Origin of the sequence: Nocardia yamanashiensis NBRC 100130, assembly GCF_001613325.1 — a bacterium.
GTDB classification, from domain to species: Bacteria; Actinomycetota; Actinomycetes; order Mycobacteriales; family Mycobacteriaceae; genus Nocardia; species Nocardia yamanashiensis.
In genome coordinates, this window is the sequence record NZ_BDCD01000013.1 from 279,236 (window position 1) to 293,940 (window position 14,705).

Annotated in this window: 15 protein-coding genes and 1 pseudogene; 3 read left to right on the plus strand and 13 right to left on the minus strand. The window is 66.7% G+C overall.

The features are described 5' to 3' along the window. Positions 1-19: 19 nt before the first annotated feature. The gene (locus NY1_RS14165) at positions 20-1,234 is read left to right on the plus strand and encodes a fatty acid desaturase family protein (RefSeq protein ID WP_067712279.1); all 1,215 of its coding nucleotides are present in this window, start codon (positions 20-22) and stop codon (positions 1,232-1,234) included. A 35-nt stretch (positions 1,235-1,269) separates the two neighbouring features. On the opposite strand, the pseudogene NY1_RS41990 reads toward NY1_RS14165, so the two are convergent. The 5 genes and pseudogenes from NY1_RS41990 to NY1_RS14180 form a co-directional block, all read right to left on the minus strand. Beyond that, a pseudogene (locus NY1_RS41990) lies at positions 1,270-1,531 on the minus strand (response regulator transcription factor); the annotation flags it as partial. A gap of 34 nt (positions 1,532-1,565) precedes the next feature. Beyond that, complete coding sequence (locus tag NY1_RS14170; protein WP_157762228.1) at positions 1,566-1,724, minus strand: hypothetical protein; 159 nt, start codon at positions 1,722-1,724, stop codon at positions 1,566-1,568. Positions 1,725-1,796: 72 nt separating this feature from the next. Beyond that, positions 1,797-2,147, minus strand: coding sequence for a DUF5994 family protein (locus NY1_RS45390; protein ID WP_369690436.1), 351 nt, complete (start codon positions 2,145-2,147; stop codon positions 1,797-1,799). An 11-nt stretch (positions 2,148-2,158) separates the two neighbouring features. Continuing rightward, positions 2,159-2,494, minus strand: coding sequence for a hypothetical protein (locus NY1_RS14175; protein WP_067712284.1), 336 nt, complete (start codon positions 2,492-2,494; stop codon positions 2,159-2,161). Positions 2,495-2,675: 181 nt separating this feature from the next. Next, positions 2,676-3,479 (minus strand): transglutaminase-like domain-containing protein, encoded by an 804-nt coding sequence (locus tag NY1_RS14180; protein ID WP_174567187.1) that lies wholly within the window; start codon positions 3,477-3,479, stop codon positions 2,676-2,678. Positions 3,480-3,975: 496 nt separating this feature from the next. Between NY1_RS14180 and NY1_RS14185 the strand changes: the two genes are divergently transcribed. Continuing rightward, positions 3,976-4,467: a hypothetical protein gene (locus NY1_RS14185; protein ID WP_067712286.1), complete on the plus strand. Its 492-nt coding sequence runs from the start codon at positions 3,976-3,978 to the stop codon at positions 4,465-4,467. A 79-nt stretch (positions 4,468-4,546) separates the two neighbouring features. Here the strand turns inward: NY1_RS14185 and NY1_RS14190 are convergent, their stop codons facing one another. The 4 genes from NY1_RS14190 to NY1_RS14205 form a co-directional block, all read right to left on the minus strand. Beyond that, the gene (locus tag NY1_RS14190) at positions 4,547-5,287 is read right to left on the minus strand and encodes a GAF and ANTAR domain-containing protein (RefSeq protein ID WP_067712289.1); all 741 of its coding nucleotides are present in this window, start codon (positions 5,285-5,287) and stop codon (positions 4,547-4,549) included. Positions 5,288-5,337: 50 nt separating this feature from the next. After that, the gene (locus NY1_RS14195; RefSeq protein WP_067712292.1) at positions 5,338-6,129 is read right to left on the minus strand and encodes an ANTAR domain-containing protein; all 792 of its coding nucleotides are present in this window, start codon (positions 6,127-6,129) and stop codon (positions 5,338-5,340) included. A 116-nt stretch (positions 6,130-6,245) separates the two neighbouring features. Continuing rightward, positions 6,246-6,782, minus strand: a complete 537-nt coding sequence (locus NY1_RS42895; protein WP_157762229.1) for a hypothetical protein — start codon at positions 6,780-6,782, stop codon at positions 6,246-6,248. 364 nt (positions 6,783-7,146) lie between these two features. Continuing rightward, positions 7,147-7,704, minus strand: coding sequence for a dihydrofolate reductase family protein (locus tag NY1_RS14205; RefSeq protein WP_067712298.1), 558 nt, complete (start codon positions 7,702-7,704; stop codon positions 7,147-7,149). Positions 7,705-8,056: 352 nt separating this feature from the next. Between NY1_RS14205 and NY1_RS14210 the strand changes: the two genes are divergently transcribed. Next, positions 8,057-8,932, plus strand: coding sequence for a LysR family transcriptional regulator (locus NY1_RS14210; protein ID WP_067712300.1), 876 nt, complete (start codon positions 8,057-8,059; stop codon positions 8,930-8,932). 211 nt (positions 8,933-9,143) lie between these two features. Here the strand turns inward: NY1_RS14210 and NY1_RS14215 are convergent, their stop codons facing one another. The 4 genes from NY1_RS14215 to NY1_RS14230 all read right to left on the minus strand — a co-directional run bounded on the left by NY1_RS14215 (position 9,144) and on the right by NY1_RS14230 (position 14,702). Then, entirely contained in the window at positions 9,144-9,929 is a 786-nt protein-coding gene (locus NY1_RS14215; protein ID WP_067712303.1) for a VOC family protein, read from the minus strand. Between the two features lie 176 nt (positions 9,930-10,105). After that, on the minus strand, positions 10,106-12,259 hold the full coding sequence (locus NY1_RS14220; RefSeq protein ID WP_067712305.1) for a 3-hydroxyacyl-CoA dehydrogenase NAD-binding domain-containing protein: 2,154 nt from the start codon (positions 12,257-12,259) through the stop codon (positions 10,106-10,108). A 5-nt stretch (positions 12,260-12,264) separates the two neighbouring features. Further along, complete coding sequence (locus tag NY1_RS14225) at positions 12,265-13,479, minus strand: acetyl-CoA C-acetyltransferase (protein ID WP_067712308.1); 1,215 nt, start codon at positions 13,477-13,479, stop codon at positions 12,265-12,267. A 62-nt stretch (positions 13,480-13,541) separates the two neighbouring features. Next, on the minus strand, positions 13,542-14,702 hold the full coding sequence (locus NY1_RS14230) for an acyl-CoA dehydrogenase family protein (RefSeq protein ID WP_067712311.1): 1,161 nt from the start codon (positions 14,700-14,702) through the stop codon (positions 13,542-13,544). Positions 14,703-14,705 lie beyond the last annotated feature (3 nt).

Here is a 14,705-nt window from a genome sequence, read left to right on the forward strand (position 1 = left end):
CGTCATCTAAGCTGGGAGAATGGCGATTACGCAGATCGCGGCCTACGCGCATTTGAGCACGGAGGACGTCGAGGCGCTGGGATGTGAACTCGACGCGATACGTCGTGACATCGACCAGCGGCTCGGCGCCCGGGATGCGGCCTACATTCGCCGGACGATCGCCTTCCAGCGCCTTCTCGACCTGACCTCACGCCTGGTCATCGCCTACAGCGGAACGAAACTCGGTGTCGCGCTGGGCGCTGTGGCGCTGGCGGGCGCGAAGAGCATCGAGAACATGGAGATCGGCCACAATGTCTGCCACGGCCAATGGGACTGGATGAACGATCCGGAAATCCATTCCAGCACTTGGGAATGGGATATGGCCGGGGTGTCGTCGCAGTGGCGTTACTCGCACAACTACCGCCATCACGTGTTCACCAATGTGCTGGGCATCGACGACGACATCGGCTTCGGCGTCATGCGGGTGACACGTGATCAGCCGTGGCGGCCGCGACTGCTGCTGCAACCGTTGCAAAACTTGTTCCTGGCAGTGACTTTCGAGTGGGGGATCGCGCTGCACGGCCTGTACTCCGAACAGGAGCGCGCCGCGACCGCCGCCGAGAAATCCACGCACACCAGGGCATTGCTGCGCAAGATCGCCCGCCAGACCGGCAAGGACTATCTACTCCTCCCGGCCCTGAGCGGCCGCCGCTGGCGCCGCACCCTCGCCGCGAACGCGGCCGCCAACGCGCTGCGCAACCTGTGGGCGTACGTGGTGATCTTCTGCGGCCATTTCCCCGACGGCGCGGAGAAATTCACGCCCGCCGCGATCGAGCACGAGTCCAAACCGGAGTGGTATCTGCGGCAGATGCTCGGCACCGCGAACTTCGACGCCGGCCCGGTGCTGGCCTTCCTCAGCGGCCACCTGTCCCACCAGATCGAACACCACCTGTTCCCCGATCTGCCCAGCAACCGCTACCCGGAGATCGCCGAGCGCGTCCGCGCCCTCTGCGACAAATACGATCTGCCCTACACCACCGGCCCGCTGCCCCGGCAATACCTGCTCACCCTGCGCACGATCGGCAAACTCGCGCTCCCCGACGATTTGCTGATCGCGACCTCCGACGATGCCCCCGAGACATCGTCGGAAGACAAGTTCGGCCCGCACCCGCGGACCGCGGTCGATTCGCCGTCGGGCCGTCACGGCCTGCGCACCGCACTCGCGGAACGGGCTCGCCGACATTCGGGCCGTTGACGTGACCGCCGGGGCGGCCGCCACCGGCGGTGCAGCTCTGCGGTGCGGGCGGTCAGGATCGGGCACCGCGGTTCGTCCGAGCGCGACAACAGGTCCCGGCACAATTCGATGCCGTTGCCGTCGGGCAGAATCACATCCACCACGGCCACATCGGGCCGCAGCACCGGGATTCGAGCCAGCTCGTGCGAGACGGTGCGGGCCTCGCCCGACCACCCTCGATTCGGGATCGGCGGCGAGCAGGCCGAACCGCCCGCGGCGTACCAGCTCGTGGTCATCGGCCGGGAAGACCTTGATCATGCGCCGATCCCCGGTGCCCGGTGGCGGGATTTCGTCACTTCACAGTGTTCTCCGGCACCCGCGGCCGGGCTGTCGGACCGGGCTGCGGTTTGCCGGAGGCCCAGCGCATTTGGGCCGCGGCCGCGTCCGGGTGGGTGTCCGCGGGGATGACCAGCACGTCGAGGCGTGCGCCGTTGCTTCCGAACAGGTACATGATGCCGGCCCTGCTCGTCGTGGCCACGGCTGCGGTGCCACGGCGCGTGAAACGATCGGGATCAGTTGTCCGTCAATCGAATCCAACGCGAACCATGGAACCGAGCCGGGCGGCGACGGCCGCGACCAACTCGTGCAGTTCGGCGGCGGGTTGCTTGGACCTCGGCCACCAGGCACCATCGACGGGCCCCGTAGGGGCGGCCGGGTCCCGCAGGGAGAGGCGGAGCGGGCGTGGGCCGGTGCGCCGCGGTCCGTACACGGTCGTCCAGGGAAGTGTCATGAACTGGATCTCCTGTGCCCGACACGGCAGGCTTCGGCGTGGACGGACGGCTCTCCGTGATTCGGTCGGCCGCCGTCGCGGTGGCGCGACAACATGATCTGATAGAACGGGCTGACCATGAATTATCTTGCATCCGTGTGCCATTGATGCGCCGGTCAAGGGATGGGCGTGGAGCGGATGACCAGCGGGCCGGAGCGCCCCGCCGCCGACATCGGCCACTCGCCGGTGATCGAGAGCATGACGTTCTTGGCGGATCTGACGTCGAACTCGACGGCCGCGAACAGCTCGCGAACCTCTTCTCTGGCCGAATATTGTTGCGGCAGTGTCGATTCAGCGTCATCGAGGATGCCGCGAAGCAGGTCCAGCCGCTGCAGCGCGTCGGTCAGGGTGCGCACCAGATCGTCGCCGAGTACCAGGAAAGCGCTCACGCCGACGTCGTCATCGGTCACGTCGGCGGGCGTCGCGGCAAAGCGCCCGGAGTGGATGGTCACAGCGCTCAGCCCTGGCCCGGGCCGGAGCGATCAGGTGAACCGTGCTGGAGCAGCGTCACGGTGGGCGCTCCCGTCTGACCGTGTGCGGTCTGATTCTCGGCGATGACGCTGCCGGGTCGGCGGCGCGCGAGCGATCACCGTGCCAATGACACTACACCCCCGCCGGTTACGGGGCTCGCGCTCAGCGGATCGCGATGGATCGACCGAGGTCGTCCATGGGCAGTGGGCCGTCGATGGTGGCGTGCACGGACAGGCTGTTCATGCTGATGTCGCCACCGTGATTGGCGAGGAAGGCGATATCGGAGGCGTCGCGGCCGGTGGCGATCCGCAGGAGGGCCGCGCGCGGGGCGAGGCAGGTAGGGTCGAACGCCTGCCACCCGCCATCCACGTAAGCCTCGGCGACGGAATGGAAATCCATCGGCATGCAGCCCGGGGTGTAGACGGCCGCTACCCGCGCGGGCACTCCGACGGCCCGCGCCAGCGCGACGACGAGGTGGGTGAAGTCGCGGCACACCCCCGCACCGGACAGCAGTGTCTCCACGGCCCCGTCGATGGGGTCGCTGGAGCCCGCGAGGTAGCAGATCCCGGTGCCGACCCACGTGGAGATCCGCGCGGGCATACCGAGATCGCCTATTCCGCAGCCGAATTCGGTTGGGGCGAAACCGAGAAGTTTGTCGGACTCGGCGAATCGGCTGGGCCGCAGGTACATCGAGAGGTCATGGTCCGAGACCGGCTCGGCCGTCGCCGACCCCAGGGCCGTGGCGCGATAGCACACTCGAAGGCCGCCCGCGGGGGAGCTCACCTGGTGAATACGAGTGCCATGCGCTCCCAGGATTTCGCGTGGCTGGAGACCGCGGCTGTCGACAATGAAGTCCATCGACTCGGTCAGGTCGATTCCGGCCTGGTGGGCGACCGCGATCTGGAATCCGAGCACCGTATCGGCGTGGACCGTGATGTCGAGAGTCGCGGAAACATCTCTCTTCACGAAGTCGAAGCGATCCATCGTTGCCGGCCAGGTCAGTTGGGTGATGTCGGGTGCCCGGCCCACCGGCGGGTCGTGGTGGTTCGCCGCCTCCGCTCTCGACGCCTGCGGATACCGGTCTGCAGGAGATCTGCGGCGGTAGAGGTGTTGTTCGTGGTGGCCGCGGACGCCGGGGGTTTCAACAGGACCCGTGGCGTGGGTTCACCGTGGCGGAGTCCAGGATCGACGCCGGCGCGCGACGGGTGACGGGCGCGAGTGAGCTGCGGCGTCATTGGTGACGCTCCTGTCTCGGCCGAGACCAGCCGGGTTTCTCGAGAATCGTGTGACGAACCGGTCTGGTTGCGACCGGATTCGAGAGGCCACCGATAGTGCAACGATACGCCTGATCGAATCGGCGGCGCACCCGCTCGAGCGGTGCGGGTCGCGTGCGCGGGCCGGTGGTTCGTGGTGAACTGAAAGTGTCTGCCGCACAACAACTCGACTGATTCGGAGAGATCCGATGCGCGAAGGTGTTCTCCTTTCCGGCATCGTCGTCGTGCGCCCGGCGCGAGTCCGTGTCGACTCGCGGGCGAGCCTGATCACCCCGTATCTGATGCGGTTGACGGGTACGTATCGTTGCCCGCCGGGCCTGCCCGCACGTCTGTTCGTTGCAGGTATCCCGTTGTCCGCCAACGGAATACACTATGCTCGGTCCGCGATTCGCGAGGGGGTCGCGGGCGGCGAGGTCCAGCAGATCGATTCCGACGGGCGTGCACACTCGTTCAGCATCGATCTGGGGTGTGCGGCCGCTGCCGAGACGGGTGAGCCGACGACCTACTGCCCGGGCGCGCCGGTGTTGGTGGCGGCCAAACTCTACTTCGACGAACTCGCCGATCGTCTGGACTGGTGGCGCTTGCTCGCGGAACATCCGCTCACCCCCCGATCCACCCGTCGACGACTCTGCCCCGACACGGTGCTCGCATCCGCGGTCGAGTTCGTCTTCCTCGGCTGAATCCGGTTGCCGTGACGAGTAATCCGCCATGAAGGCAGCTGCCGATCGGCATGGCGCATTCCGATCGCGCGCCGGAGGTCTACCAGTAGCGCTTCGGGTCGGTAAGCAGGGTGTCGAGGGCGATGGTGCGGTCGACGACGGCGCGGGCGAGGTCGGACAGGTGGCGGTTATGGTTGCGGGCGTGGCGACGCAGGATCTGGAACGCGGTGTCCATGTCGAGGTCGGCGCGTTCGGCGAGCATGCCTTTGGCTTGTTCGATGATGACGCGGCTGTTGAGGGCGGTATTGAGCTGTTCGTTGACGGTCAGCGTATCGGCGAGGATGCGGGCGTGCAGGATGCCGACGGTGGCGAAGTCGGCCAGTGCCTGCCCGACACGCAGGTCTTCGGCGCGGAGGACATCGGCGGTGCGGGTGAAGAGATTGAGTGCTCCGATGCGTTCCTCGCGCAGTCGCAGCGGTAGCGCGCAGACCCCGTGGAAGCCGTTGGCAACGGCGCTTTCGGAGAACAACGGCCAGTCGGCTGCGACAGTGGCCAGGTCGCCGATCAAGACCTGCTCGCCGGTGCGATAGGCCTGTAGACACGGCCCGGCCTCGGATTGGATCTGCAGCAACTCCAGCAGCCGGAGTTGCTCGGAGGTGGAGGCGAGCACCTGCAGAGTGCCATGGGTGTCGGCCAGCAGCAGTCCGGCGGCGTCGGCGGGAAGTAGATCGACACACGTGTCCACGAGCTCTTGTGTCAGCTCAACCGGGTCGTAGTCGACGACCAAGGTGTCCACCAATCGCATGAGCGCCGTTGTCAGTGCACCATCGTTCTGCGCCATCCTCGGACCGCCTTTTCTGTAGGTAATTCTATTGAGTCGCACTGGCCGCCTCAACGCTCCGGCTTTGGCTGCGGTGCCGGTCCGGGTTCCGGGTCGCGGTCCCGTCCGTCGGGCTCGGGCCGGAACCGCAAGCGCCGCGCCACCACCTCGCCTGCGATCTCGTCGAGTCGACGGCCGGTGGTGAAGGCGTGTCCGATCAACCGCGCGTAGGCGACCGCCGCGCTCGTGTCCAGCTGCACCGCGACCATGCCGGTGGCCTGATGGATCTCTCGGGTCGAAACCGTCGGCTCCCACCAGGGTCCCACCGCCGCGTCGTCGACGGGTGGGGCAGGCGGAGTGAGCGCCGAGAGCAGCGCGGTGGTGATGACGTCGGCGATCTTCAGCGCGTCTGCGTATGTCGCGGGGTTGCGCAGTACCTGCTCGGCGTCGAGCAGATCCAGGAAGCCGACGCGAATCGCTCCCAGCTGCAACGGGATCGAGCACACCGCGCCGAGGGTGGGCATCCGATCCCACTGGGCGAGCAGAGGCCAGCGGCCGCTCGCGAGCGTGGCAGCCGGATTCGTGACGCGCACGGGAGCACCGTCGCGGTGGCAGTCGGGTCCCGGGCCCTCGCCGGTGGCGATTTCGGCGTCGGCGAGCCATCCGGCGGCGGGGCCGACCGAGCCGAGGACATCCCAGCCGCCGTCGGGCATCGCAGCGGCGATGGTGGCCCCGGAGATCGGGAGCACCTGCACGCAGATCTCGCACAGGCGGCCGCCTCGCAGTGGCGTGTCGTGGCCGTTACCGGCCAGATCGTGCAGAGCGGACAGAAAGCGCGCCGACGCCGAGCGTGCGGCGTTCACGACATCCCGCCGGGGTCGTCCCCTGGCTCGGTGGTCATCGCTCGCTCCCGTCCGGCGTGGTCGGCTGTCGCCACGGCCTGACCGCGAGATGTCGGTAAGCGGTCTGAACCATCAGACTAGTCCCCTGGCCGACCGAGCCGGGTCATGCGGCCTGCCCGGGCGTCGTCACCGAGGAGGGGTAGACCCTGATCGGGAAGCGGTGGCGGCGAACACGATCGCCGCCATGTATCCGGCAGCCATTGGCTCATGGCCCATCCGTCTGCGCACCATGTCAGCAGATTCGACCACGCCAGGCGGTCCCGGGTGGCGGCAGCGTCGAACTCGGGGGTGACCGTGGCGATCAGATAGCGGCGTTCGGCCGGGGACTCGGGTGCGGCGAGCCGGTCGCACAGGGCCTCAGCGGCCAGGTTCACGTCGGCCGCGATGACGATGTCCGGCAATATGCGCTCGAAGTGTTCCGGGCCTCGCGTGACCGCCTTGACAGACCATTGCTGAACGCCGGCAGGAGGTGGGGTTCGCGGCTGCGGACCGTGGTCAGGGCCGATGTTGTGATTATTGAAATTCATGCTGCCCCTGTCCGGATCGCTGGTCGATCCGCCGGGGTCTGGAGCGGCACTCGAACGATGGTCGTGCGCTTCGATATCGAATGACATGCGATCGTCCGCCGTCGCGCCAAGTGTACTCGCATGGTTATGCCTTGATCCGAAAAACATTGAGGCAAGCGAATTTCCGACCGGTCTGGCTAGTATCGAGCCGGATCGGGCGGGCAACTTCGGAGGTTTGCGCCAACTGTGGCGTCGGAGCGTTCTACCAATGGCAGGCGTCACGGCAGCAACAGCACGCCCGAACTGGTCGGACCAACCGTCGTCACCGGCTGGTCTCAGCCCCGCTGGCCTCCTGGCGCTTTGAGGGTGCTCAGGTCGAAATCGGCTTCGATGACCAGTCGACCAGTAAGAAGATGCTGGTCGGTCCTGTTCCCATCCATATAGTGCCCCGCCGAGGGCACTTCCGGGAGTGTCATTTGCCCGGTTCAGGTTTCCGATGGGTCTTTTCCACGGTGTAGCGCAGCTGCGCGAAGCCGCCACCGACGTCCGCCGCCGAGTCCAGGTGCAGCGAGACATCTTCGGGAAGTTCGCCGAAGAGGCGGAAGCCGGCTCCGATCAGCACCGGAGCGACGCTGATGATGAATTTGTCGACGCGGCCGGCCCGCAGGAAGCTTTGGATCAGGCGGCCGCCGTCGGGGTAGACGTGTGCGACTTCGCGTGCTTCGAGGTCGGCGATCATGCTGTCGAGGTCGCGGTAGACGGTGATGCGGGGATCGGCGTCCGCGGGCAGGGTGGTGCTGAGCACGCCGACGTGGCGGTTGCCGTAGTGCCAGTTCTCCGCACCGAATCCGATGACCTTGTCGTAGGTGTTGCGGCCCATGATCACGGCGTCGACCGAGTCGAGGAACTCGAGAAACCCGAGATCCCCGGCTTTCTCGCCGCGTGAGGTCAGCCATTCGATGTCGTCGTCGACGCGGGCTATGTAGCCGTCGAGACTGGTGCCGATGAAAACGGTGGCCGAGAAGGTCATTCGGTTCTCCTAGGTGAGGCTGTCGAATCGGTCCATGACCTCGGTGGTGGTGCGCATGCCGAGCTCCTGAGGTAGCGGGGCAGGGGAGCCTTGAGGTCCTGTTGCCTCGGAAATTCGTTGGGAAACAGTCTTTTCTGGTTGCTGGGACCCACAGGGTTTGGAACGCCAGGTCATTTGTTCACCTCCATAGCCGCGCCTTGGTTGAGATCGGGACCTTCCGGTCACCGTGATCAGGCCCTTGCCGGCAGTCGCGCACCGGGCCCGGGTCCTAGAATGAGCGGCCGGCAACCGCCGAACAACGATCAAGAAAGCAATGCCGCATTAACCGCGGAGTTAACGAGACAGGGACTTCGTGGAGTTACGCGACATCGAGATTTTCTTGACGCTGGCCGAAGAGCTGCATTTCGGGCGGACCGCCGAGCGGCTCAATGTCACCCCGGCGCGGATCACGCAGGCGATCAAGAAGCAGGAGCGCCAGATCGGAGCGCTGCTGTTCGAACGGACCAATCGGGTGGTGCGGCTGACCGCGGTGGGTGAACAGTTGCGCGCCGACCTGCGACCGCTCTACCGAGGTCTGGAGCAGAGTGTACGGCGGGCCAAGCTGGCCGCCCGCGGGCAGACGACGGTGCTGCGGGTCGCCCTGCATCCCTTCAACTTCGAAGGGCTGCACAAGTATTGGGCCGAGTTTCGCCGTCGGCACCCGCAGTGGGAGCTCCGGCTGCACCGGCTCGCGTTCACCGATCCGTTCAATACCCTGCGCAACGGTCAGTACGACGCCCTGGTGACGTGGGGGCCGGTCGACGACGACCTCACCATGGGGCCCGTCCTGTTCCGGGATTCCCGGGTGCTGGCGGTCAGCCACGATCACCCACTGGCCGACCGGTCCGAGGTATCGGTCGAGGACTTCGCCGATTACCTCCACGCCATGCCGCCGAAGGCGCCACCCGGCTGGGAGGGGACCTACCTCCCGTTCTTCACCCCGAGCGGACGCCCGATCACCCGCGGTCGGCAGATCACCAACCCCGACGACCTGATCGACTGGGTCGGCAACGGCGACATCGTCCACGCCTTCCCCGCCCACGTACTGCACCACTGGGCGGTGACGCACGTCCGCTGGATTCCAGTGACCGATATGCCGCCGCTGCCCTACGCGCTGGTGTGGCGGACCGAGAGCGAGCCGGTACGCGCACTCGCGACAGTGATCAGTGATCTGAGCGACGCTCCATAGTCCTCACCCGTGCGGCGGGGCGCTCGAACGCCACGATCTCATGCCCGAGGACCGAGAAGTGTTCGGCGACAGCGGAACCCACAAATCGACTCACCCCGACGAGTAGCCCCACCCCGAGGGCACAAACCGATCACTCGGCCGTGGAAGCGTGCACGGCAATGATTCGCCAACCACGGGTGTCGTCGTGCACCCACGTAAACGCGATCGGCCGTCAGGTCGTGGCGCCCTTGATCACCGCGAAGGGTGCGCCCGCCGGGTCCAGGAACATGGCCATGCGGCCGACGCCCGGGAGGTCCATGGGCGGGATGATGGTGGTCGCACCGGCTGCCGCAGCTTTCGCGGTGGTGGCGTCGCAGTCGTTCACCTCGAAGTAGGGGTGCCATTCCGGGGTGGAGCCGGCGTCCAGGTTGTCCTGGAGCAGTTGCATCAGGCCGCCGTGTCCGGCGTTCTGGTCCGCGCCGGCGGGGCGAACCACGGTGTAGTCGACCGCGCCGAGCGGCATTTCGGTTGTCTCCCAGTCGAATACGGCACGATAGAACTCGCGGGCGGCAGCCACGTCGGTGGTGTAGAGCTCGGTCCAGGACAGGGTGTTCGGGATGGCGACCACATCCATGCCCACGGTGTCCCCGGGCTGCCAGACCGCGAAGTCCGCGCCGGTGGGGTCGGTGAACTGGCCCATCCGGCCGAAGGAGAACACATCGTCGGGGGCCACCCGGACGGCGCCGCCGGCCTGTTCGACCGCTTTGGCGGTGGCGTCGGCATCGGGCGTGGAGAAGTAGATGGTCCACGCGGACGCGGCGCCCACCTCGGTGAGCGGGCCGATGCCGGCGACCGTCTTACCGTCCTGCTGGAAGAACCCGTACCCGCCGCCGTCGGGCCCGGCGGATTGGAAGATCCAATCGAAGACTTCACCGTAGAAGGCGGCCGCGGCGTCCACATCGGGTGTGCCCAGATCGATCCAATTCGGGGCACCCGGAAGATAACTGGTGGTCAGCATGAGTTTTCCTTCGGCGTCGACAGCTGATGGAGTAACGGGCGCTGCCCACATCGCAAACCCGGGCCGAGCCCATATCGTGCGGGTACCAGTATGCGCGGCGGGGGTGACAGCGATTGTCGCGGAGTGGCGCAGGGCGAGCCCGGCGGAGCGGGGTGGATCGGCTCGATGTTCGGGTGCTAGTCGCCGCGCAGGGTGTCCGGGACCTGGAAGCGGGGGCCGTATTTTTCGGCGAGTTCGTCGGCGCGGGCGAGGAATGCGGCTCGGCCGCCCGGGTAGCCCGTGACGAACTGGCGTACGCCGCCCGACCAGGCCGGGAAGCCGATGCCGAAGATGGAGCCGATATTGGCGTCCGGGTCGGAGGCGATTACGCCTTCGTCGAAGCACTTCTGGGTTTCCAGGGCCTGGATGAAGGTGTAGCGGTCGCGGAGGTCCTCGAACGGCACGGAAAGGGTTGTGCTGGTCGAGAATTCAGCGCGCAGGCCGGGCCAGAGCGTGGTGCGCTTGCCGTCGGCGTAGTCGTAGAAGCCGGCGCCGGCGAGCTTGCCGTTGCGGTCGAACTTGTCGATGAGGGTGCCGATGACGCCGCTTGCGGCGGTGACGGATTCGGTCAGTGGGAGGCCCTCGGCCCGGGCGGCTTCGATGGTCTCGTCCATGATCTTGCGGATGGTGCCGAAGGACAGTTCGTCGGCGACCTGCAAGGGCGCGGCCGGGTAGCCGGCCTGGAAGCCCGCCTGCTCGATGGTGGCCGGGTCGATGCCCTCGGTGAGCATGGTCATGGCCTCGAGCAGGTACATGCTGAACACGCGGGTGGTGAAGAAGCCGCGGCCGTCATTGACGACGATCGGGTATTTCTTGATGGCGAGGGTGTAATCGATGACGCGCGCGAGGGTTTCGTCGGAGGTCTGTTCCCCGCGAATGATCTCGATGGGCTGCATGGCCTCGACGGGCGAGAAGAAGTGGATGCCGATGAAGTCGGCAGGCCGCGTCACCCCCTTCGCGAGGCCGGTGATGGGCAGCGAGGAGGTGTTGGAGCCCAGCACCGCGTCGGGCTCGACGATGTCCTCGATCTCGGCGAACACCTTGTTCTTGAGTTCGGTGTTCTCGAACACGGCCTCGATGACGAAGTCCACGCCCGCAAGGTCTTTCGCGTCCGCGGTGGGGTGAATGCGGTCGAGCAGCGCCTTGGACTTCGCCTCGGTGGTGCGGCCCTTGCTCAGCGCTTTGGCCTCGAGGTTCTCCGAATACGTCTTGCCGCGCTGCGCCGCCTCCAGCGAAATATCCTTCAGCACCACGTCGATACCCGCCTTGGCGGTGACGTAGGCGATGCCCGCGCCCATCATGCCCGCGCCCAGCACGCCGACCTTCTTCGGCTTGCGCACCGGAATCCCTTGCGGCCGTGAGCCGCCGCCTTGCACCTGCTGCAGATCGAAGAAGAACGCCTGGATCATGTTCTTGGCGACCGGTCCGGTCACCAGGTGCACGAAATACCGGGTCTCGATGGTCTGCGCGGTCTCGAAGTCGACCTGCGCGCCCTCCAGCGCGGCGGCCATGATGGCGCGCGGCGCGGGCATATCGTGCTGGCCCCTGAGCTGCTTGTGCAGGTTGGCCGGGAAGGCGGGCAGGTTCGCCGCGAAGGCGGGGGTGGACGGGGAACCGCCCGGGATCTTGTAGCCCTTCACATCCCACGGCTGCACGTTCTTGTCCGGGTTGGCCTTGATGAACGCCTTGGCGGCAGGCACCAATTCCGCGACGCTGCCGGCCAATTCGTCCACCAGGCCGACCTTCAGCGCCTTCGCGGGAGCCATCCGATCGCCGGTGAGCAGCACCTGCATGAGCGCGTTCTGGATGCCGAGCAACCGCACAGTGCGCACCACGCCGCCCGCACCGGGCAGCACGCCCAGCATGACCTCGGGCAGGCCGATGACCGAACCCGGCACGTCGGCGGCGATGCGGTGATGGGTGGCCAGCGCCAGTTCCAGGCCGCCGCCGAGCGCCGCGCCGTTGATGGCGGCGACGACCGGTTTGCCGAGCTTCTCCAGCCGGCGCAGGTCGGCCTTGATGCGGGTGGAGCCGTCGAACAACTCCTGCGCGTGCTCCGGCCCGGCCTGGATGATCAGGTTCAGGTCGGCGCCGGCGAAGAAGGTGCTCTTGCCGGAGGTGACGACCACGCCGGTGATGCCGTCGATCTCGGCTTCGAGCCGGTCGACGGTCGCGCCCATCTCCGCGACGTAGGCGTCGGTGAGCGTGTTGGCCCCGCCCGCCGGATCGTCGATGGTCAGCACGACGATGCCGTCGGCATCCTGGTCCCAGCGAATGATAGTGCCGGTCATAACGTTCAGACCCTCTCGATGATGGCGGCGACGCCCATGCCGCCCGCGACGCAGAGTGTGATGAGCCCGTAGCGGCCGCCGGTGCGCTCCAGCTCGTCGAGCACGGTGCCGACCAGGATCGACCCGGTCGCGCCCAGCGGATGCCCCATGGCGATGGCGCCGCCGTTGACGTTGTACTTCTCGTCCGGAATCCCGAAGTGCGCCTGCATTTTCAGCGCCACGGCGGCGAAGGCCTCGTTCATCTCGAACACGTCGATCTGCTCGACGGTCAAGCCCGCCAGGGCCAGTGCCTTGTCCACGGCCGGGATCGGGCCCTCGAACATGAGCACCGGGTCGGAGCCGCTGGTCGCGTACGACAGAATGCGCGCTCGGGGCACGAGCCCGCTGGCCGCACCGGCCTCCCTGCTACCGATGAGAACCAGCGCCGCGCCGTCCACGATGCCGGACGAATTACCGCCCGTGTGCACGTGATTCACCTTCTCCACGAAGGTGTACTTCTGGGTGGCCACCGCGTCGAACCCACCGAATTCGCCGACCATGGCGAACGCCGGGTTCAGCTTGCCGAGATCGGCGATCGACGGATTGCGCCGGATGTGCTCGTCGTGGTCGAGAATCGTGATGCCGTTGATATCCCGCACCGGCACAACGGATTTCGTGAAATACCCGGCGTCCCAGGCCGCCGCCGCGCGCTCCTGCGAGCGCACCGCGTACGCGTCCACATCCTCCCGGGTGTACCCCTCGATCGTGGCGAGCAGGTCGCACGCGACACCCTGGGGGATGAAGTAGTTGTCGTACGCGGTGGCGGCGTCGTACGCCATCGCCCCACGGTCGCTGCCCATTTCGACGCGCGACATCGATTCCACGCCGCCCGCGATGACCAGGTCTTCGAATCCGCCGCGCACACTGGACGCCGCCATGCCGACGGCGGACAGTCCCGAGCCGCAGAACCGGTTGATCTGCACGCCGCCGACCGTGTCGGGCAGCCCCGCCACGTTCACCGCGGTGCGGGCGATATCCATGCCCTGGTCCCCCACCGGGGTCACGCAGCCCAGCACCACATCGGCGATGCGGTCCTCGTCCAGATCCGGGAACCGCACCCGCAGTTCGTCGATCAGCCCGACCACCAGCGAAATCGGCTTCACCCCGTGCAGCGATCCGGTGCTCTTGCCTTTGCCGCGCGGCGTGCGAATCGCCTCGAAAATGTAAGCGTCAGTGCTCATTACAGATTCTTTCCAGAAATGGGGGCCCGAACGCGCCCGGACCCCCGGAAGGTGGGAATCGCTCAGAGCGAGCGGGAAATGATTTCCTTCATGATTTCGCTGGTCCCGCCGTAGATGCGGTTCACGCGCGAGCCCGTGTACATCTGGGCGATCGGGTACTCCATCATGTACCCGTAGCCGCCGAACAGCTGCAGGCACTTGTCCACAACCTTGTCCGCGGTCTCGGCGGCGAACAGCTTCGCCATGGACGCGGTCGACGGATCGTTCTTGCCGTCGATGTACTGCTGAATCGCATAGTCGACCAGGGTTTTGATGGCCAGCGCCTCGGTCTTGACCTCGGCCAGGGTGAAGGCGTTGTGCTGGAATTTGCCGATCGGCCGCCCGAACGCCTCGCGCTCCTTGGAGTAGCGCAGCGCCTCCAGCACCGCGGCCTCGGCCAGCGCCGAGCACAGCGACGCGATGATCAGCCGCTCCCGCGCCAGCTGCTCCATGAGCTGGTAGAAGCCCAGCCCTTCCTGCTCGCCGAGCAGGTTCGCCACCGGCACCCGCATATCGGAGAAGAACAGCTCCCGGGTGTCCTGCCCGTGCTGCCCCATCTTCTCCAGCACCCGGCCGCGCTCGAAGCCGGGCAGATCCTTGGTCTCGGCCACGATGAGCGAGACGCCGGCCGCGCCCTTGGACGGATCGGTCTTGGCGACGATCACCAGCAGATCGCAGTGGGTGCCATTGGAGATGAAGGTCTTCGAGCCGTTGATGACGTAATGGTCGCCCTCGCGCACGGCGGTGGTGCGCACCGACTGCAGATCCGATCCGGTGCCCGGTTCGGTCATGGCGATGGCCAGCACCAGCTCACCGCTGATGATGCCCGGCACCCATTTCGCGCGCTGCTCGGCATTGCCGTACTTGTACACGTAGTGCGACACGATCGGCGAGTGCACGGAGAAGCCGAAGGCATTGTCGTGCGCGTAGATCAATTCTTCCTGCACCACGACCTGCAGCCCGAAATCGCCGCCCATGCCGCCGTATTCCTCGGGCAGGTCCAGCCCGAGCAGGCCCGCCTCGCCGGCCTTGTTCCAGAATTCCCGGTCCACCATGTGCTGTTTGGACCAGCGCTCACGATTGTCCGGGATCTCCTTGGCGAAGAACTCGGCGGCGTGCTTGCGCAGTTCGCGGTGCTGTTCGGTCTCCCAGGTGGGGCGGTAGTCGGGGAAGAGCTGCGACATGGT